The following is a 20013-nucleotide window of genomic DNA, read 5'->3' as shown; positions in this document are numbered from 1 at the left end:
GTTCTTTGTGAGCCACCATGCCCTTCCTCGCCCGCACCCACCCTCGCCTCTCATCTGCCGCTGTACTGGGCCTTGCCGTGGGCATTCTGGTACCGGCTGACACCCTCGCCAGCAAAGTGCTGATCGGCTGGAACATCGGCGTCTGGACCTATCTCCTTTTGATGCTATGGCTGACCATTCGCGCCAAGGCCGAGGACGTCAAGCGCATCGCCGAAATCGAAGACGAGAACGCCGGCCTGGTGCTGTTCATGGTATGTATCGCCGCCATCGCCAGCTTGGCGACCATTACCTTCGAACTTGTCGGCAGCAAGGACCTGGCCACCTCCGAGCGCCTGCTGCACTACGGTTTCACCGGGCTGACGGTGATCGGCTCCTGGCTATTGATCGGGGTGATTTTCAGCGTGCACTACGCCAGGCTCTATTACACTTGGCCAGGCAAGGAGCCCGCCTTGCGTTTTGCCGAAGGCTTGCTCACGCCCAACTACTGGGATTTCCTGTACTTTTCCTTCACCATCGGCGTAGCGGTACAAACCTCGGATGTGGGCGTCGCCACCCGTGGCCTGCGCAAGGTGGTGCTGGGGCAATCGTTGATCGGGTTTGTATTCAATACCGCGATCCTAGGTTTCTCGATCAACATCGCCGCCGGCTTGTTTGGCTAGACTGCACAAATCTTCTAGACGCCCTCCCCGTTGTCGGCGCCAATTGCACATTATATTCAGCCTCGGTGTTGTATGCGCGCGCACAATTGGATCGACCTGAAGCAGGACGCCGACACCGGCATCGAGACCCTGCGCGCGCATTTCGAGGGCCATGCCTACGACCCCCATTGGCATGACAGCTATCTGGTGGGCGTCACCGAACAAGGCGTACAGCAATTCAACTGCCGGCGCACGCGGCATGACAGCGTGCCGGGCCAGGTGTTTCTGCTGGAGCCTGGTGAGATCCACGATGGCCATGCGCCTACTGTCGATGGCTTCACTTACCGCATGCTCTACCTCGACCCACATTGGCTGGAACGGGAAATCTGCAGCGTATTCGAGGAAGCGCCCGCTCACCATCAGTTGAGCTTCGCCCGCACCCTGACCAACGACCCACGCCTGGCCCAGGCCACCAGCCAGGCATTTCACAGCTTGCACCACGGCGAACTGCGGATCGTACGGCAAAGTGCTCTGGACCAATTGCTGGAACGCCTGACCGGCCAGCTCTACTGGCGCATGCGCTACCGCGACGATCCCCGTTTACCGCGGGTGGCCCACAAGGCACGGGACTACCTGCACGCCCACCTGCATCAGGATATAGGCATGGACGAGTTGGCCCTGGCGTGCGGTGTCGATCGCTTTCGCCTCAGCCGCGCCTTCAAGAGCGCCTTCGGCCTGGCGCCCCACGCTTACCTGGTGCAACTTCGGCTCACACGTGCCCGGCGTTTATTGGCCAAGGGCGAGCAGCCGGCAGCGGTGGCGATGGCCCTGGGCTTCGCCGATCAAAGCCATCTGGGCCGCTGGTTTGTGCGCGCCTACGGCCTGACACCCGCCGCCTACCGAAAGCGCTGCTCAAATCTTCCAGACAGTTAACCGCCAGGCTTGTGAAGATCGACTCCATCGATTGGTCCATCGGAGTCACCCACCATGCTGTCCACGTTCGTGCCGTTCATGCTGTTCGCCTTCGTCGCGTGCATTACCCCTGGCCCGACCAATATCCTGGTTCTGAGCAACAGTGCACGTTACGGTTTCAAGGCGACACTGCCAATTATTCTGGGTGCCTGCGCGGGAGCGGCGGGGATTGTGCTGCTGGTGGGCTGCGGGGTGGGTCAGTCTCTGGTGCAACTGCCCAGGGTGCAAACCGTGATGCAGTGGGTCGGTGTGGCTTGGCTGAGTTACCTGGCGTGGCGGATTTTCAGCGCACCGCCGCATGTCATGGAGGAGCAAACAACCCATAAGCGACTTGGCCTGCTTGGAGCCGCGAGCTTGCAACTGATCAATCCCAAGTCCTGGATGATGGCACTTGCAGTAGTTAGCGTGTTTGTCGGCGACGGTACGGAGCAACAAAAACAAGTGCTGTACTTGTCTCTGATATTTTTCCTGATTTCACTGCCGTGTTTGAGTACTTGGGCATTGTTGGGTGTGGCATCAGGCCGGGCGCTGGCTTCTGCCCGAGTGATAGTAGGTTTCAATAGATGCATGGGAATAGTGCTGCTGGGATCGACCTGGCTAGGCGCCCTCACCTGAACCCGTTCTTTTCTCCGAGAACACTTAGTAAAAAAAGAACTAAAAATAGTATTTTATACAACCTAAAAATCAATTGCATGACAGTCAGCCCCATTGATTCGCGCCACGTTGGCGCACCTACTAAAGCGCGAAACAAACGGTGCTCATTCATGAATTGCGCGCTTCGTATACTGTCAGTTATGACAGTTTACAGCGCGAGTCTTCTGCGATCTCATAACTAAGCCACCGCTTGCGGAGCACCTAGTGCTTTCGCCTAACTGATCACTCATGGAGACACAATCATGTCAGCACACAGTGCAACGTTAACACCCCACCAACAACGGGCCTTGTTTCCAAAATCAAACAGCGCTGAAGGAAGTTTTACAGTTTCCGTAGACTCGAACGCCATCAACGTCCAGACGAAGGAGATCGTGCACGACACCACAAAGCATATTTACGGTATTACTGGCCGGAACGCCGAAGCCGTTAACGATACCGTGAGAGAAATTTATATACAGTTCGCGGACACTACTGCGGCCGGGACGGTTTTTCATCTGGAGGACAGTGAGTTCACTAACACCAGAGTGTGGTTCAGCGTCGATACAGGCCTCAACAAATACGCCGTGCGCGTCATTACAGGCACCCTCGTCATTCAAGAGCTTTCATCTCAAGGAATTCATATTTCACTTGCTTGCACTGGCAGCACCGAAAGAACCCCTTCGGGAAAATCACACGCTATGGTCATCAATGCGGATCTTCACACCGGAACATGGTGAACAAAACGTCAAAAAAAAGCCCGTATCCTGCGATACGGGCTTTTGACAATACGTAAGTTACCAAGTGTAGCGAACCCCCACATTCGCCCCCCAAGGTTGCTCAACTCGACCACCGCTGCTGTGCTCGAGGTCGGCATGCAGTTGCAGGTTCTGCGAGAGTTTTACCGCCATACCGGCGCCAAACTCAGCGCGAGAGCCGGACAAGTCGTTGTTGAATACATTGTTATTCACCGAGACTTTGTTGTTATTGGCAAACTCATGCACCATCGCCGCTCGCAGATAAGGTTGTACAACACTCCCTGTATCGAGCTGGATGTCACGCCCAACGGTTGCGCCAGCCTTGGCCATGATTGAGCGCGTACGTTCGCCCTTGGCTTCCAGGCCGTTATCCAGGTTGTAATTGGCGCCCTGGATCACCACGGTGGACATTTGTGCGTAAGGCTCGATAAAGAACCCGTCATCCAACTTGATGTTACGGCCGAACTCAGCAGATAAACCGCCACCGGTGTTGTTGTACTTGCCCTTGGACGAGGTACCGTCACTCAGGCCGACCTTGGACTCATTCTGGAACCGGTTGACCTTGGCCACCGCATCGAAATAAAGGCCACTTTCCTCGTCCAGCCAAGTCGCGTAAGCACCCAGATAGTAACTTTTCACGTTACCGGAGGTGCCGCGCTTGAGGTTCAGGTCAGAGGTGCTATGGCCGGCCATTACACCCACCAGCCACTGGCTGTCGGCCAAGGGTGTGTCTGCACCGAGCGTAAAGCCCCGCTGGTTCTGGCTGTAGCCAATCCCGGTGCTGTCGGACACTTCGTACTTGTTGCCATAACCGCGTATCCACACGCCAGCCTGTCCAGGCTCGAAACGCAGCTCGCCCATACGCGAACGCAGGGATGTCGCCTCGCCGTACCACACGGTCGGTGCGGTGTTGAACAGCGCCAATACCGAGCGGGTACCTGGGCTGATCACACGGTTGTTCGGGTCGAGGAACCAGTCGGTGCCTTCCTTTTTCAGGCCATAGGAATAAGCGCCGACATCAACTACATCACCCACCAGGGAGAAGTGTGCGTCACCGCCGCCAGTGTGTACGACGCGGATATCTTCCGGCTTGGTCGGCTCCGCACCACTGGCCGCGAGCAACAGCTTGTGATCGCCTTTGGCCTCGCCCTCGACGTTCAAGAAGTCCGTAACGCCACGAGCGAAATCGGTGCCCATGACGAAAGTGCCGTTGCCGTCAAGGCTGTCAACGTCCAACTGGTAGAACGCATCAGTCTCACCGAATTTCACCGTGCCGCCGGCCAGGCTCAGGGCGCCGACCTGGCTGTCGCCGGTCAACTCCCAATAAGACTGATCGCCTATGGCAAGGCTTGTGACATTCTGCATCTGACCCGTCAGCCCGGCACGATTTTGCAAGCTTAGATGCGCGGTGCTGCCGTCCTCGACAATAACGTCGCCACGCAAATCGCTGTTATCGACATTCATAGATGCCATGGCACCGCCGTTCACTTCCAGCAATGTGCCGTTACCGCCTGTCAGGGTCGAGCCGTTGCGCACGTCGATCTCAACGGTCGGAACCCTGCCTGGTCGCCCCTCGACGAGAATAGCGGAGCCTGTACGGCCTTCTACATGTGAGTTGTCCAGTACCAGCTTGCCAACCTCAGCGTTTTTCAACTGGTTGGTCACGACGACACCATTCTTGCCACCGATCAGTGTGCTTTGACTCGCAGTAACTAATGCGCCACTGTCCAATCGAACACCAAAACTGTCTGCACCGGTACCTTCCACCCAGGTGTTTTGCTTGAAATGCAGTTCGCTGTTGCCTTGGGCCGTGGCCCCCCCGGCAACGCCGACGATGTTGCTATTGAATACCTCGGCAATCCCTCCTTGAGGGGAGCCGACACTTTGAAATACTTGCAATCCGAAGTTGGTATGACTGATCAACGTGCTGTCGGTAATCGTCGCAGTGCTGTCATCCAGGCGCAGGGCTGCCCACGTTGGGTTCCGGGATTCCACATGGGCGCCAGTGAGGCTGACGGTTGAACCCTGGGTAGCGCGAATATCATCTACGCGGCTGCCTGGATTTATAATCAAAGCCGAATCATTGACGATGATACGTTGCGCTCTGGCACCGTTAAGCGTCAATTCGGCTTTCCAATCCAGCTGCCAATCATTGGCTGATTCACTCGAATCAATTGTCTTGCCTTCGCCGATTAAATGGCCAGCTTGAGCTGTGCCTGAAACAGCCACCAACATAAACAAGGTTATCGTTGGAACTTTCATCATCGCGCTCAAAGGCTTGAGCTCAAAGTTGGGCAATACGTGCATGGTTGATCACTCTCTGGGGTAGAGCCTTGGAAAACGGCTTGGCTCGTTCCCTCGGAATGGAGCCTTACCTGTACGGCGCAAAGAGTAAGGATCTCCCCCCCCCAACACTGTAGGATTTATCTTATATGGCGAGCAGAATCGGCATCGCTGAGACGCAGAAAACTAAAAGGCGCAATTAAGCGCTGCTGATTTTTCCTTACCTGATAGCAAAAAAAATCCGATGCCAATACAGGCATCGGATTGATTCTTGCGGCCCAAGGTCAAGCACGAGGGCTAACGCTTTGATTGAGTCACTTCACGTCCACTGCGGCTCAGTGTCAGGGGGTTGGCGGTACCGTGCCATCGCAGTAGGTGTGGGCATTCGACATGCCAACGCGCGTATCCGACGGTATTCCACGCCCGGTTACGCCATTACTCAAAACCGTAGAGTAAGTCGCGACGCAGTTGCCCGTTGGCGCCTGATCCAGATAACCCTTGTAGTCGATTTCGAATGTGATTCCGTTGTCTTTGTCGACCTGGGTAATGGCCGGATGTGTAAGCGTTAATGGAAACGGTCCTGGTGGCCGACCTGCGAGTGTATTGGTAAGGGTCAATTCCAACGTCAGCGGCACACCTAACGCCATCCTGGTATCTCCCGGTACGTAGACTTCACCATACAGAACAGGGGGTGGTCCTGGCGATCGGGTTTTCAGCGAGGCGCAGTTCCAACGATTCCCAGAGTTGCGGCCTACATACTCTGGCATCGCTAACATTGTCGTCACTGCATCCTGTACATCGACCTCAGTGGGCGGGGAAAGATTCTCATTGGTGGTGTCCGGGTCGATAACCAGATAGCTGATGGTCTTGAGGTCATTACCATGACGGGCAACCACGTCCCAGTCGATCTCGAAAGAAAAAGTATCACCACCTTCCTCCGTAGTGATAGGGAATGGCCCAACTCGCTCACCCTCCCACAGGAAGATGATCGACAACCCCGGATGAGGGGCCACTGCGACTGTCCATAACACAATATCCACGCGCACGGGTTGGTCGGCATGCTCTGGCAGTAAAACATCCGGCGTTGTCGAACCGGCCCCAAATACGTGGGCTTCATTAAGGTTGATATTAGGTGTGCCAGGCTCTCCTGGGTTGATTGCACCACCGACTGACAAATCGAGCCGGATGGTGGTGTCCAAGGAAGGAAACAACGTGCCGTTTCGCGAAATCCGGTACCGGACAGGCACCAATTGCGGCCCGACCGTAAGCTGTGTGTAGGCAGCCTTGAACTGTGCCTGCATTCCATCGAATACTTGCGGAAACGTATCGAAAACTGGGCCCAGGCCGCTCCAGGGCTGCGTACCTATTTGCACTTCGAGTCGATCAAGCAATGGAGCATGATGGTTATAGGTTCTGACCCATATTTCAGGATCCAGCAGATAATCAGCGATGTTGATCAAGTCATCTGTGCTGCCGCCCTCGGGTGCGGGGGCCAGTGGCAAAAATGGCGCCCGTTGTTCGGGGTCATCGATTAGCCTTACTTCACGTTCTTCGATGAATGAGGGGCGACTGACGTTACCCGCCCTGTCGGTAATCGTGTAAAAGGCCCGATACCTCCCACTCAGATCAATCAGAGCACGAGGCAGGAAAAAAGTATTACCGGTCTGCAGCATCGGGATCCCGCCGGGCGGGCTCACGATGTCCTGGTCGCGGGGAAACATCACCGTGCTCCAGTAAACGGTAATGAAGTCACCCGCCTCCCACTGACCCGGCGGCTGAACAAATGTGTTGTCCGGAACACCGAACTGTACCCCGCCGTTCATCGTCAAATAGGCATCGTCAATAACCGCACCGTCAGGAAGGTTGGCGGGGAATAAGAGGGCAGTGGGTTGATCACGAAAGCCGATATCAGCGTAGGGGGGAATGGTATCGACCGTAAATCGGCCAGGATCGGAAATATCCCCCGCCCCGCCTGGGAAGCCGCCAAAGTCTCGGTACTGAATGCTTCTGAGTTGATAAAAGCCGTGGCGAAACCCGCCAATCGGTGCAGGAATCGAAATGTCAAATTTGACAGGTATTGGAATAGGGGTCGCGCTCAACTGAATCGGCCCTGCTATACGACTCCAAACAGGTGGAAGTGCCTGAAGGTCCTGTAGCTCAACTTCGAACCAGTCATCGAAATCAGACAAATCACCTGTCGTACATTCAGCCGTGATGCCGACGGTCGCAAGATTGGCCGGGATCGTACCGGTTGCATTGTCCAGTGCCTCCGCAATCGTGACGGCTGCCGGGTTAGCTAAAGATGCCGAGGGCATTTTCGGATTGCTGCTCATTTGAAGTTCTCCACTATCGCTTGATATAGGTTCCTTACACACATATTTGTCCGCCAGGTTCACTTCAGCTGCCGGGCGAATGACCACGACCCGATTTCCGGCAACAGCTTTTCCTGCCGCCTGAGCTGCGGCACAACCAAAACACTCAGCACTTGCATTCAAACCCGTTCGCAGCGGCCAACGTTGTTAATGTCAGCGCTCACGCCCCCTGACGAAACCGCCCGTCAGGGTTCCGGGACATTGCCGTCAATCCAGCAATAACGGGGTGGCGGTGCGGAGGGAACGACGCGATCAAATCGCGCGAACCTGGAAAAAGACCGGCCAATGATGACCCCGCCCCTGGACACCATGTAGCTGGCTTCCCCCCCCGCAGTGACTCGGAGTGGCCGAATCAAACGCTCGACATCTCTGATCCAGAACGAGTGGCCGCTGGCATCAGCGACGCCGTCCCAGACATGGGTCTGGATTTCAACGATATCGGGAAGCGGGTCTACATCAGGAGCCTGGCGATACCCCTGAAACCGCATCGTGACGAGATCCCCATCTTGAATAGCTGGAAACGGTGGCGAACCCTGATTGATGCGGATTTCAACGCCCACCCAGATCGGCGGTATACAGGCACACGTCATCCATTTGTTCGGATTGTTTATTGGGTCCGATTCCGTCTGTGGAAACAGCGGCCTGAGGAAAGTCGGGGCGGGAATGGCAACACTCAGGCCGGCTCGCGCCACCTCTGAAAATTGCGGATTGAGGTTACCGGCCCGATCTCTCAGACGGTAAAAGCAAAAGATAAACAAGGCGCCCGGGAAACTTCGAAAAATCGTATCGGGGACGTCGACGAATATTTGGCCCGTAGCACTGACCTGCGGTGGTGAAATGAAGCTGGGCGCCCCCGTAGGCAGAGCGTCCATTGCCGAGAAGTACAAAAGGATTTCGTCACCCTCCTCTCGCCCTCGATAATTACCCGGTATTTCCATCGGAACCAATGGGTTGAGGTCCAGATAATCAAGGGTAATCGGATCGACAGGGAAAATTGCGGGCGCGAGTGTCCCACCGACACCTGGGGCGTCGCGATCGATTCGAAGCGCCGTGAGCTGCGAAGTATCAAAGCTTGGGTTAGACGGCGAATCGACATGTATGCGAAATGACAGGTCTACTCTTGCGCTGTTCAGCAGAAATGCCTGAGGAATCGACGCAGGATAGGGAAAGTCAGCAGCCGTAAGTGGACCATCCAATCTCAACGGCGGAAACACATCAACGGGTGCAGCGCTATGGTCATCCCATACAAATACGACGAAGTGGGTATCGCCGACACCCGGCAGAAACGACCAGGGCATGGGAAGCTCCACGTCCAGATCTCTGAAATAGTACTGCGCAGGCACCAGTCCATCGGCGAGGGCATGCACCACGGTAGGCCCGTCCAGAGCAAGAGTGCCGCCTGAACCAGAAACTGCGGTACTCCCTGGACTGTGCTTTTTTTGCCCACTCATGCTGCCACCCCTGGAATGACCGTTTAACTGTTTATGGCTTGTGCAGCGCCGTTCACTTGGGGCCAATTGAACACGCCATATATCGGTTTGGATACTGTCAGAATTAACAGGTAGGCTGACCACTCATCAGTTTTGCGGATGTGGCGCATGGTCATACCCCCTCAATAAAACTTGACGTAAGCAGCTCGCTGGTGTTTTCTGAAACCGGTTTCAATCCATTACCCATTCCAATAAGAAAGGCTTTACCGTGACTCCTTTTTCAGCCGCCCAGCGCAGCCGCGTGACCATGCTCGACGTCGCCGAGCGCGCTGGCGTGTCCAAGGCCAGCGTCTCGCGCTTTATCGGCGATGACCGCGCCCTGCTCTCCGATGCCATTGCCCTGCGCATCGAACAGGCCATCGACGAACTCGGTTATCGCCCCAACCAGATGGCCCGCGGCCTCAAACGTGGACGCACGCGCCTGATCGGTATGCTGGTGGCCGATATCCGCAACCCCTATTCCATCGCCGTGATGCACGGCGTCGAAACCGCCTGCCGTCAGCACGGCTACAGCCTGGTGGTGTGCAACACCGACCGCGATGACGAGCAGGAGCGCCAACATCTGGCGGCGCTACGCTCGTACAACATTGAAGGGTTGATCGTGAACACCCTGGGCCATCACCTCGACCAACTGCTCGAACTGCAACGGGAAATGCCCCTGGTGCTGGTGGACCGCAAGGTCGAACCACTGCACAGCGACCTGGTCGGCCTGGATAACCCGGCGGCGGTGCGCATGGCGGTGGAACACCTGGAGCAACAGGGTTACCGCGACGTGCTGCTGGTAAGCGAGACCACCGATGGCACCAGTTCACGTTTGGAGCGTCTGGAGAGTTTCAACACCGAGATTGCCAAGCGCCCGGCGTTGAAAGGTGCCGTGGTTGAACTGGACGGTGAACTGGAAAACCGTCTGCAAGCCTTTCTCGCCAAACCCGGCCCCAAGGCATTGTTTTGCGCCAACGGCGTGGCAGCACTGGCCTGCACCCGTGCACTCAAGGCCCTGGGTTGCGAGCTGTTCGGCGACGTGGGCTTGATCGCCCTGGATGACCTGGACTGGTACCCGCTGGTAGGTAGCGGCATCACCGCCCTCGCCCAACCGACGCAAGCAATTGGCGCCAGCGCCTTTGACTGTTTGCTCAAGCGCCTGCGCGGCGATACCGCCCCCACGCGCACCCTGGATTTTTTACCGGAGCTGATTATCCGTGGCTCGACACACTCCCCTGTGAGAGCGGGCTTGCTCGCGAACGCGATAGATCAGCCACTCTTGCGCTGACTGACACACCGCCTTCGCGAGCAAGCCCGCTCCCACATTTTGTTTTGCGTATAAAAATGAAACCGGTTTCAGAGGTAAACAACAATGCATAAATACCCCGTCTCCATCAGCCTTTCCAGCTACGGCGCCGACCTGGTTCGCCAGCAGGGCCAATTGAGTTTTGTCGCGCTGCTGAGCGCCGCTGGTGCCCAGCGCATTGAATGGCGCGAAGAATTGCTCACCACCGAGCAACCGGCCGAGCTGGCCCTGGCCGCTGCAGAACAAGGCCTGGAATCAGTATTTTCCTCGCCCTTGGAGCTGTGGGTCGCCGGCCGTGCCCAGCCCAATGCCGAGCTGGCCGCCACGCTGGACCGCGCCCAGGCCTTTGGCTCGGGCTGGCTGAAGGTCTCGCTCGGTTACTTCACCGACACAAACGACCTGGAAAGCCTGCACGCCCTGCTCAACCGCCACCCGGTCAAGCTGCTGGTGGAAAACGACCAGACCCTGCACGGTGGGCGCATTGAACCGATGCAACGGTTTTTCACTGAAGTCGAACGTCTCGGCCTGCCGGTGAAAATGACCTTCGACATCGGCAACTGGCAGTGGCAAGACCAATCCGCGCTCACCGCCGCGCGGTTGCTGGGTCGGCATGTGGATTACCTGCACTGCAAGGCCGTGGCCCGTCGCGCCGATGGCAGGCTCGTCGCCTTGCCGCCGGGCGCCACCGACGTGCATCTGTGGGAACAACTGCTCAAACACATGACTCAAGGTATTACCCGCGCGGTGGAATTTCCGTTGCAGGGCGATGACCTGATCGAGGTCACCGCACAACAGGTTGCGACCCTGGCCCGCCTTGGCCAACCCCATGTGGAGAACGCCCATGTCTGAGATCGATATCCTCTCGTTTGGCGAAACCATGGCGATGTTTGTCGCCGAACAGACCGGCGACCTGGCCCAGGTCGGGCAGTTTCACAAACGCATTGCCGGCGCCGACAGCAACGTCGCCATCGGCCTGTCGCGCCTGGGGTTCAACGTGGCCTGGCTGAGCCGCGTGGGCAACGATTCCCTCGGACGTTTTGTGGTCGATACCCTGACCAAAGAGGGGCTCGATTGCCGCCATGTGGCCGTCGACCCGCTGCACCCTACCGGCTTTCAACTCAAATCCCGGGAAGAGGCCGGCGCAGATCCTCAAGTGGAGTACTTTCGCAGAGGCTCGGCGGCCAGCCACTTGTCCATCGAGGCCATCCACCCAACGCTGCTGCAAGCCCGCCATCTACACGCCACCGGCATTCCACCAGCACTGTCCGATGCCACTCGCGCACTGTCGTTCGAGCTGATGGCGCAAATGCGCAAGGCCGGGCGCAGTGTGTCGTTCGACCCGAACCTGCGCCCGTCCCTGTGGGCCAGCCAGGCGCAGATGATCCGCGAGATCAATGCGCTTGCCGCTTTGGCCGACTGGGTCCTGCCGGGCCTGGGCGAAGGTCGCCTGCTCACTGGTTTCGACGACCCGCAAGACATCGCCGCGTTCTATCTCGACCAGGGCGCCGAAGCCGTGGCGATCAAACTCGGCTCGGAGGGCGCCTATTACCGCACTCATATGGACCAGGGTTTTGTCGCCGCCGTACCGGTAGCCAAGGTGGTGGATACCGTGGGTGCCGGCGATGGCTTTGCCGTGGGCATGATCAGCGCCCTGCTGGAAAACTCAAGCTTCCCCGAGGCGGTCCAGCGCGCTAACTGGATCGGCAGCCGCGCTGTGCAGAGCCGTGGCGACATGGAGGGTTTGCCGACCCGCGCCGAATTACCCACTCGATCCGTTGCGTGACCCATTACCTGTTGCCACAACTACAACAAGCTCAGGAGCAACCCCATGGAAACCGTGAAACTCGCCACCCGTCGCTGGTGGTACATCATGCCTATCGTGTTTATCACCTACAGCCTGGCCTATCTGGACCGCGCCAACTACGGCTTCGCCGCCGCCTCCGGGATGGCCGAGGACCTGATGATCACGCCGGGCATGTCCTCCCTGCTCGGCGCGCTGTTTTTCCTCGGCTACTTTTTCTTCCAGGTGCCGGGGGCGATCTATGCGCAAAAGCGCAGCGTCAAGAAACTGATCTTCGTCAGCCTGATTCTGTGGGGCGGCCTGGCGACGCTGACCGGCGTGGTGTCCAACGCCTACATGCTGATCGTCATCCGCTTCATGCTCGGGGTGGTCGAGGCGGCCGTGATGCCGGCCATGCTGGTGTACCTGTGCCACTGGTTCACCCGTGCCGAACGCTCGCGGGCCAACACTTTCCTGATCCTTGGCAACCCGGTGACCATGCTGTGGATGTCGGTGGTGTCGGGCTACCTGGTGCAGCATTTCAGCTGGCGCTGGATGTTCATCATCGAGGGCCTGCCGGCGGTGTTGTGGGCGTTTATCTGGTGGAAGTTGGCCGATGAGCGTCCCAAGGATGCCAAGTGGCTGAGCGATGCCGAAAAGCACAGCCTGGAAACCGCCCTCGCCGCCGAGCAGGTGGGGATCAAGGCCGTGAAGAACTACGCCGAGGCGTTCCGTTCGCCCAAGGTGATCATTCTCGCCCTGCAGTTTTTTTGCTGGAGCATTGGCGTGTATGGCTTCGTGTTGTGGCTGCCATCGATCCTCAAGGCCGGCTTGCAGATGGACATGGTCGAAGCCGGCTGGCTCTCGGCCCTGCCCTATCTGGCGGCGGTGATTGGCATGCTCGTGGTGTCCTGGGGTTCGGACAAGCTGCAGAAACGTAAGCGTTTTGTCTGGCCGCCGCTATTGATTGCGTCGATTGCCTTCTACGCGTCCTACGTGCTGGGCGCCGAACACTTCTGGTGGTCCTACACCCTGCTGGTGATCGCCGGGGCCTGCATGTATGCACCCTACGGCCCGTTTTTCGCCATCGTCCCGGAAATCCTGCCGGCCAACGTCGCCGGTGGCGCCATGGCACTGATCAACAGCATGGGCGCCTTGGGCTCGTTCGGTGGCTCGTATCTGGTGGGTTACCTCAACAGCAGCACCGGCTCGCCCGGCGCTTCGTACCTGCTGATGAGCGGCGCGCTGCTGCTTTCGGTGGTGCTGACGATTTTCCTCAAGCCCGGCGCCAGTGACCGCTCGCCGGCGCCAACCCTGGAGTTGAAGGTAAAGACCTCATGAAAAAGTCCGTTGTGTTGTACAAGAAACTGTCCGCGCCGCTGATGGCCCGCCTGCATGAGCAGGCCGAGGTCACGCTGATTGATGCACTGGATGAGACCGGCCTGGCCAAACTGCGCGATGCACTGCCCACTGCCCATGGCCTGTTGGGTGCAAGCCTGCGCCTGGACGCCCGATTGCTCGACCTGGCACCCAAGCTGGAAGCAGTAGCCAGCGTCTCGGTGGGCGTCGACAACTACGATATCGATTACCTGACCCAACGCGGCATCCTGCTCAGCAACACCCCGGATGTGCTCACCGAAACCACCGCCGACACCGGCTTTGCGCTGATCCTGGCTACCGCCCGGCGCGTGGTGGAACTGGCCGACATGGTACGCGCCGGGCAATGGAACAAAAACATCGGCCCGGCGCATTTTGGCAGTGATGTACATGGCAAGACCCTCGGCATCATCGGCATGGGCCGCATCGGCGAAGCCCTGGCCCAGCGCGGGCATTTTGGCTTCGGCATGCCGGTGATCTACCACAGCCATTCGCCCAAGCCGGCGGTTGAAGCGCGCTTTGGCGCGCAGTACCGAAGCCTCAAGGACTTGCTCAAAGAGGCTGATTTTGTCTGCCTGACCCTGCCGTTGACCGCTGAGACCGAGAAGTTGATTGGCGCCGAGGAATTCGCGCTGATGGGGCCGGAGACGATTTTTATCAATATCTCCCGAGGCAAGGTGGTGGACGAGGCGGCGCTCGTGCAGGCGTTGCAGCAACGCACTATCCGCGCGGCGGGGTTGGATGTGTTTGAGAAGGAGCCGCTGGATCACGCGTCGCCGTTGTTGCGGTTGAACAATGTGGTAGCCACGCCGCATATCGGCTCGGCCACTCATGAGACGCGGGAGGCGATGGCCAAGTGTGCGGTGGAGAATCTGTTGGCGGCACTGGCTGGCGAAAAGCCGGTAAACCTGGTGAATCCAGGGGCATGGCGGCACTGACACAGCCCAAGATCAAAGGTGGGAGCTGGCTTGCCTGCGATAGCCATAGGTATCTACACAACTCTGAAGCGATCGACGGTAACCACGATGCTAAGCGAGCCGCTCTTGATCTTGATCTGGCTTTTGATCTGAAGCGCCCCGTCAAACCACGCTGGCCGAACGCAGGCTTGAAGTCGTGGGCAACCCGGCAGGACGCCGGGTTAGCCGCCCCGCGCCATGGATGGCGCGTGGCGGCGGCCCACGACTTCAAGCCTGCGTTCGGGCACACCGAGCCTAGGCGAGGTGCCGAGTGGTGGGGCGAAGGCCTTTTGGTTACTTTTGGGCCTTTCCAAAAGTGACCCGCTGTAAGAGCGGAACCATAGGTAGCCGTTACCGCAGGAACGGATATGTACGCGGTCAGATCCAACATCCTGGTCGGCTGTAAGGCCGCCATCGCAGGCAAGCCAGCTCCCACATTTGGATTGCGGCGCGTCAGTTAGATCAGCGTCGGCTGTCAGTCCGTCACGGGAGCAAGCGCCCTCGCCACAGGTCAGCACCGGCCCAAGTTGTGTAGATCCCTATGCTGCGATAGCGGTAAGCCAACCCATGATGTGCTGACTGTAAGATTGCTATCGCAGGCAAGCCAGCTCCCACAGGGTTTTGTGGCGGCTGTTAGACGACGAACCTGGCCACCATCCCATTCAAATCCACCGCCAACCTCGACAGCTCATGGCTGGCCGCGCTGGTCTGGTTGGCGCCCGCCGCCGACTGGGTGGCCAAGTCACGGATGTTGACCAGGTTGCGGTCCACCTCGCGGGAGACCTGGGCCTGTTCTTCCGACGCGCTGGCAATCACCAGGTTGCGTTCGTTGATCAGGCTGATAGACGCCGTGATCTGCTCCAGTGAGGCGCCGGCTGCGCGTGCCATTTCCAGGGTGGTCTGGCTGCGCTGGTTGCTCTGTTGCATGGACTGCACCGCCTCACCGGTACCGTTCTGGATGCCGGCGACCATTTTCTCGATTTCCTGGGTCGACTGCGCGGTGCGATGGGCCAGGGCGCGCACTTCATCGGCGACCACCGCAAAGCCACGTCCGGCCTCGCCGGCACGGGCGGCTTCAATCGCCGCGTTGAGCGCCAGCAGGTTGGTTTGCTCGGCAATCGCACGGATCACATCCAGCACCTTACCGATATCCCGGCCCTGAGCGGCCAGGCCTTCAATCATCGCGGAGGTATTCTGTACGTCCTGGGTCATGGTCTGGATCGCGCCGACGGTTTCCATTACCCGATCACGGCCTTCCCGCGCGGCCTGGTTGGACTGCCCGGACGCCTCGGAGGTGGAAACCGCGTTACGCGCCACCTCCTCCACTGCCGCCGTCATCTCATTGACGGCCGTGGCGGCCTGGTCAATTTCATTGTTCTGCTGTTGCAGGCCACGGGAGGCTTCCTCGGTGACCGCGCTCAACTCTTCCGCCGCCGAAGCGAGCTGCGTGGCCGAACCGGCGATGTGCTGGATGGTCTGGCGCAGGCTGGCTTGCATGGTCGACAGCGCACTGAGCAACCGCGCCGGTTCGTCCTTGCCATCGTCCTCGATGGTTTTGCTCAGGTTGCCGGCGGCAATGGTTTCAGCCACTTCCACGGCCTTGCGCAACGGGGTCACGATGCTGCGGGTCAGCAACCAGGCCAGCAGCACGGTGAGCAATGCCGCCACCACGGAGACCGCGACCACTCCAGTGATCGCGCCCTCGTAGCTTTGCCCGGCATCCTCGTCGGCCTGCTTGGCGTCGGCCGCATTGATGGCAATCAGCTTGTTCAGTTGCTCGCCCATCTGGTCAGTGCCGTCCTTGATACGGCTGTTGATCAGGGCGCGCATCTCATCGACCTTGCCCTGTTTGGACAATGCCACCATCTCGGCCTGGGCCTTGAGGTAATTGTCCAGGGTCACGCCAAAGGCCTTGTACAGCGCTGCCTCCTCCGGGCCGGCAGGCAGCGTGGCGTATTTGGCCTGGGCGGTCTTGACCTTGTCAGCCAGCACGCCAATGCGGGTCTCGGCTTCCTGCAGGGCGGCAGGCTCGCGGTTGACCAGCACACGAAACGACAGGATGCGCATGCGCAGCACGTTTTCGGTGATGGTGCCCAGGTGGGTCATGCTGGGCAGTTGGTTGGCGCTCATGTCCTGGGAGGATTGGCGCATTTGCGTCATGCGGTTGACCGCAAACACGCCCAGCAGCACCACCAGAACCGCAATGAAGGCAAAACCGATAAACGCGCGAGGGGCAATATTCAGGTGACGGAGGGACATAGGGCTGCTCTCAGAAGTAGTGTTTGCGTGCATCCTTGCCGCGAAACGATCCGTCAGCGTCAACGCGCTGCCCAGACCTTGGTCACCACTGTTGTCGTTGTAGTGTGGGCCTATGCTTGATATCGGCTGGGCCACGGCTTTAGCGCAGGGTTTTTATAAATATTTTTTTACACTTCAGGCGCCTGGCACTTTCTGGCATCCTGCGCCTCCATTTTCTGACCCGAGCCATCATTTTGTCTGACGCTCAAGCCCCCCGCCCGCGCTATAAATCCGACCTCATGTACGGCCTCGAAGACCGCCCGCACTTCACCGCCGCGATTTTTGCCGCGTTGCAGCATGTGTTGGCAAGTTTTGTCGGCATCATCACGCCCACCCTGATCGTCGGCGGCGTACTGGGGCTGGAAAGCGAAGTGCCGTACCTGGTGAGCATGGCGCTGTTTGTATCGGGGCTTGGCACCTTTGTGCAGGCGCGCACTTTCGGGCCGGTGGGTTCGGGGCTGTTGTGCCTGCAAGGCACCAGTTTTTCTTTTATCAGTGTGATTTTGAGCGCCGGGTTCATGGTCAAGGCCCGGGGCGGCGGCACCGATGAAATCCTCTCGACGATCTTTGGCATCTGCTTTTTCGCGGCGTTTATCGAAGTGGTGCTCAGCCAATTCATCGGCAAACTGCGCAAACTGATCACCCCGGTGGTCACCGGCACCATCATTACCTTGATGGGCTTGTCGCTGATCAAGGTGGCGGTCACCGACATGGCCGGCGGCTATGGTGCCAGCGACCTCGGCGCCGCAGGCAACATGGGCCTGGCGGCGTTGGTGCTGCTGACCATCGTGGTACTCAACCGCTTCAACAACCCGTTCCTGCGCCTGGGTTCGATCGTGATCGGTTTGACCCTGGGCTTTGTAGTAGCGTGGCTGCTGGGCCGCGTCGACATGGCCGCCCTGCCCCAAGTACCGCTGATCAGCGTGCCCGTGCCGTTCAAATATGGTTTCTCGTTCGACTGGGTGGCGTTTATCCCGGTGGCGGTGATCTTCCTGATTTCGCCCCTGGAAGCCGCCGGTGACCTGACCGCCAACTCGATGATTTCCCAGCAACCGGTCAAGGGCCCGCTGTACATCAAGCGCATCAAGTCCGGCCTGCTGGCCGACGGCCTCAACTCGGCGATGGCCGCCACGTTCAACAGCCTGCCGATGGTGACCTTTGCCCAGAACAACGGCGTGATCCAATTGACCGGCGTGGCCAGCCGCTACGTGGCGTACTTCATTGCTGGCCTGCTGGTGCTGCTGGGGCTGTTTCCGATGATCGGCGCGGTACTGCAACTGATGCCCAAGCCCGTATTGGGTGGCGCGACTCTGATCATGTTCGGCACCGTGGCCGTGGCCGGCATCAAGATCCTCGCTGAAGCGGGCCTGCATCGACGTAATGTGCTGATCGTGGCGATTTCCCTAGGCATGGGCCTGGGCGTCGCCGCCGTGCCGGAAGTGCTGCGCGAGCTGCCCAAGGCGCTGCACAACATCTTCGAATCGCCGATCACCGTGGGCGCATTCTGTGCAATCCTGCTGAACATTTTCCTGCCCGAAGAGTTCATAGAGCTGGAAGAAGATGAATTCGAGCCGGAGTCCTCTACCCTCAAGGTCATGCAGGACCCGGACGTTACCCAAAAGTAGGAGCATTTCTTTATGCGCAAGCTCATGGTTGTATCGCTGTTGCTGCTGACCTTGAGCGCCTGCGCACTGTTCCCCAACCGCGACCCGGTGAACATCAATGTGGTGGGCATCGAGCCGCTGCAAAGCCAGGACCTGGAAGTGCGCTTTGCGGTGAAGCTGCGGGTGCAAAACCCCAATGAAGCGGCAATCGACTACAACGGCGTGGCGCTGGATCTGGAGGTCAATGGCCGGCCACTCGCTTCTGGCGTCAGCGATCAGGCTGGGAGCATCCCACGCTTTTCTGAAACCGTACTGATGGTGCCGGTCAGCGTTTCGGCGTTTTCGGTGTTGCGCCAGACCCTGGGCCTTAGCCAGACCCAAAGCCTGAACAACCTGCCCTACGTGCTGCGCGGCAAATTGGCGGGTGGCCTGTTTGGCACCATGCGTTTTGTGGAGCGTGGCACCCTGGACTTACCGAACACTGCCACCTGGTAAGTGGCTGAAAACCACATGTGGGAGCTGACTTGCCTGCTCCCACAGGTTGATTGCGTTCAGTCAGTGATATAGCGAACGCCTGGCTTGGCGCGCTCGTCGACCACCAATTCAAAAATATCCGGCCTGGCGTAATGCCCCACTACGTCGTAGTCGTAGCGGGCCCGCACCAACTGATCAGTATCGATCTGCGCCGTCAACAAACCCGCTTCGCCCACCAACGGCCCCGCCAGAATATCGCCCATGGGTCCAACGATCACGCTGCCGCCGGCAATCAACGGACGGTCCACCGGCCAGTTGGCAACCTCCACACCCAAGGCTTCAGGCGATGCCTGCACCTGGCAGGCGCTGACCACAAAGCAACGCCCTTCATGGGCAATATGGCGCATGCTCACCTGCCACATGTCGCGCTCGTCCACGGTGGGTGCACACCACACCTGGACGCCCTTGGCGTACATCGCGGTGCGCAGCAACGGCATCATGTTTTCCCAGCACACCGCGCCGCCGATACGCCCAACCGCGGTGTCAATCACCGGCAGGGTCGAGCCGTCGCCCTTGCCCCAGATCAGCCGCTCGGTGCCGGTCGGCATCAGCTTGCGATGCTTGGCCACCAGGCCGCCCGAGGGTTCGAAATACAACACGCTGCAATACAGCGTACTGCCACTGCGTTCAATCACGCCCAGCACCAGGCTGGCACCGGTACGCGCCGACATCCCGGCCAGCGCCTCGGTTTCTGGCCCCGGCACGTCAATGGCATTGGCAAAATACCGTGCAAAGGCTTCCCGGCCCTCGGGCAGGCGATAACCCAATTGCGTGCCAAAGCTTTCGCCCTTGGGATAGCCGCCCAGCAACGCCTCGGGCATGACCACCAAGTGCGCGCCACTGCGCTGGATTTGATCCTCATAGGCCAGGATCTGCGCCAGGGTGTCAGCCTTGCCGCCAGGCAAGGCGCCGATTTGCAGGGCTGCGACAGTCGATACGGGCATCAGGCTTACTCCGATAGATAGGGGTTGCCCATTCTCTGGCCAGACTCGATCATGAATAAAGCCCACCTCAGTGCTAAATGATATGAGCC

The 20013-nt window shown here is 58.9% G+C and carries 16 protein-coding genes; 11 read left to right on the top strand and 5 right to left on the bottom strand.

Features of this window, described 5'->3' with window-relative positions; translation table 11 throughout:
* Positions 1–17: 17 nt before the first annotated feature.
* The 4 genes from AC4PS6_RS07580 (at position 18) to AC4PS6_RS07565 (ending at position 2980) form a co-directional block, all read left to right on the top strand.
* The gene (locus AC4PS6_RS07580) at positions 18–659 is read left to right on the top strand and encodes a DUF1345 domain-containing protein (protein WP_020301109.1); all 642 of its coding nucleotides are present in this window, start codon (positions 18–20) and stop codon (positions 657–659) included.
* 72 nt (positions 660–731) lie between these two features.
* On the top strand, positions 732–1571 hold the full coding sequence (locus AC4PS6_RS07575; protein ID WP_020301108.1) for an AraC family transcriptional regulator: 840 nt from the start codon (positions 732–734) through the stop codon (positions 1569–1571).
* A gap of 54 nt (positions 1572–1625) precedes the next feature.
* Positions 1626–2225 carry a LysE family translocator gene (locus AC4PS6_RS07570; RefSeq protein WP_020301107.1) on the top strand — a complete coding sequence of 200 codons (600 nt, stop codon included), beginning with the start codon at positions 1626–1628 and terminating at the stop codon, positions 2223–2225.
* Positions 2226–2506: 281 nt separating this feature from the next.
* On the top strand, positions 2507–2980 hold the full coding sequence (locus AC4PS6_RS07565; protein ID WP_020301106.1) for a hypothetical protein: 474 nt from the start codon (positions 2507–2509) through the stop codon (positions 2978–2980).
* Between the two features lie 57 nt (positions 2981–3037).
* Here AC4PS6_RS07565 and AC4PS6_RS07560 read toward each other — a convergent pair whose 3' ends face one another.
* The 3 genes from AC4PS6_RS07560 to AC4PS6_RS07550 all read right to left on the bottom strand — a co-directional run bounded on the left by AC4PS6_RS07560 (position 3038) and on the right by AC4PS6_RS07550 (position 9104).
* Positions 3038–5305, bottom strand: a complete 2268-nt coding sequence (locus AC4PS6_RS07560) for an autotransporter outer membrane beta-barrel domain-containing protein (protein ID WP_032901644.1) — start codon at positions 5303–5305, stop codon at positions 3038–3040.
* A gap of 317 nt (positions 5306–5622) precedes the next feature.
* On the bottom strand, positions 5623–7614 hold the full coding sequence (locus AC4PS6_RS07555; RefSeq protein ID WP_032901645.1) for a hypothetical protein: 1992 nt from the start codon (positions 7612–7614) through the stop codon (positions 5623–5625).
* 224 nt (positions 7615–7838) lie between these two features.
* Entirely contained in the window at positions 7839–9104 is a 1266-nt protein-coding gene (locus tag AC4PS6_RS07550) for a hypothetical protein (protein ID WP_020301103.1), read from the bottom strand.
* Positions 9105–9351: 247 nt separating this feature from the next.
* Here AC4PS6_RS07550 and AC4PS6_RS07545 point away from each other — a divergent pair, with 247 nt between their 5' ends.
* The 5 genes from AC4PS6_RS07545 to AC4PS6_RS07525 all read left to right on the top strand — a co-directional run bounded on the left by AC4PS6_RS07545 (position 9352) and on the right by AC4PS6_RS07525 (position 14526).
* Positions 9352–10413: a LacI family DNA-binding transcriptional regulator gene (locus tag AC4PS6_RS07545; protein ID WP_336827353.1), complete on the top strand. Its 1062-nt coding sequence runs from the start codon at positions 9352–9354 to the stop codon at positions 10411–10413.
* A gap of 84 nt (positions 10414–10497) precedes the next feature.
* Positions 10498–11280, top strand: coding sequence for a sugar phosphate isomerase/epimerase family protein (locus tag AC4PS6_RS07540; RefSeq protein WP_072434070.1), 783 nt, complete (start codon positions 10498–10500; stop codon positions 11278–11280).
* Complete coding sequence (locus tag AC4PS6_RS07535; protein WP_014718724.1) at positions 11273–12214, top strand: sugar kinase; 942 nt, start codon at positions 11273–11275, stop codon at positions 12212–12214. Before AC4PS6_RS07540 ends, AC4PS6_RS07535 begins: the two co-directional genes overlap by 8 nt.
* A 45-nt stretch (positions 12215–12259) precedes the next feature.
* Positions 12260–13552 (top strand): MFS transporter, encoded by a 1293-nt coding sequence (locus AC4PS6_RS07530; protein ID WP_014718725.1) that lies wholly within the window; start codon positions 12260–12262, stop codon positions 13550–13552.
* On the top strand, positions 13549–14526 hold the full coding sequence (locus tag AC4PS6_RS07525) for a bifunctional glyoxylate/hydroxypyruvate reductase B (RefSeq protein ID WP_020301100.1): 978 nt from the start codon (positions 13549–13551) through the stop codon (positions 14524–14526). Before AC4PS6_RS07530 ends, AC4PS6_RS07525 begins: the two co-directional genes overlap by 4 nt.
* A 651-nt stretch (positions 14527–15177) precedes the next feature.
* On the opposite strand, the gene AC4PS6_RS07520 is transcribed toward AC4PS6_RS07525, so the two are convergent.
* A complete protein-coding gene (locus AC4PS6_RS07520; protein ID WP_032901651.1) occupies positions 15178–16803 on the bottom strand; it encodes a methyl-accepting chemotaxis protein in 1626 nt (541 codons plus the stop codon).
* A gap of 233 nt (positions 16804–17036) precedes the next feature.
* Here AC4PS6_RS07520 and AC4PS6_RS07515 point away from each other — a divergent pair, with 233 nt between their 5' ends.
* Both AC4PS6_RS07515 and AC4PS6_RS07510 read left to right on the top strand, forming a co-directional pair.
* Entirely contained in the window at positions 17037–18467 is a 1431-nt protein-coding gene (locus AC4PS6_RS07515) for a nucleobase:cation symporter-2 family protein (RefSeq protein ID WP_032901653.1), read from the top strand.
* A 12-nt stretch (positions 18468–18479) separates the two neighbouring features.
* Positions 18480–18941, top strand: coding sequence for an LEA/WHy family protein (locus tag AC4PS6_RS07510; protein ID WP_014718730.1), 462 nt, complete (start codon positions 18480–18482; stop codon positions 18939–18941).
* Positions 18942–18997: 56 nt separating this feature from the next.
* On the opposite strand, the gene AC4PS6_RS07505 is transcribed toward AC4PS6_RS07510, so the two are convergent.
* Positions 18998–19924 carry a carbon-nitrogen hydrolase family protein gene (locus AC4PS6_RS07505; RefSeq protein WP_019817808.1) on the bottom strand — a complete coding sequence of 309 codons (927 nt, stop codon included), beginning with the start codon at positions 19922–19924 and terminating at the stop codon, positions 18998–19000.
* Between the last annotated feature and the right edge of the window lie 89 nt (positions 19925–20013).

The organism is Pseudomonas sp. DW-iso17, assembly GCF_058725345.1.
Note: the sequence above shows the minus strand (reverse complement) of the source record. Positions and strands in the feature narration are given on the sequence as shown.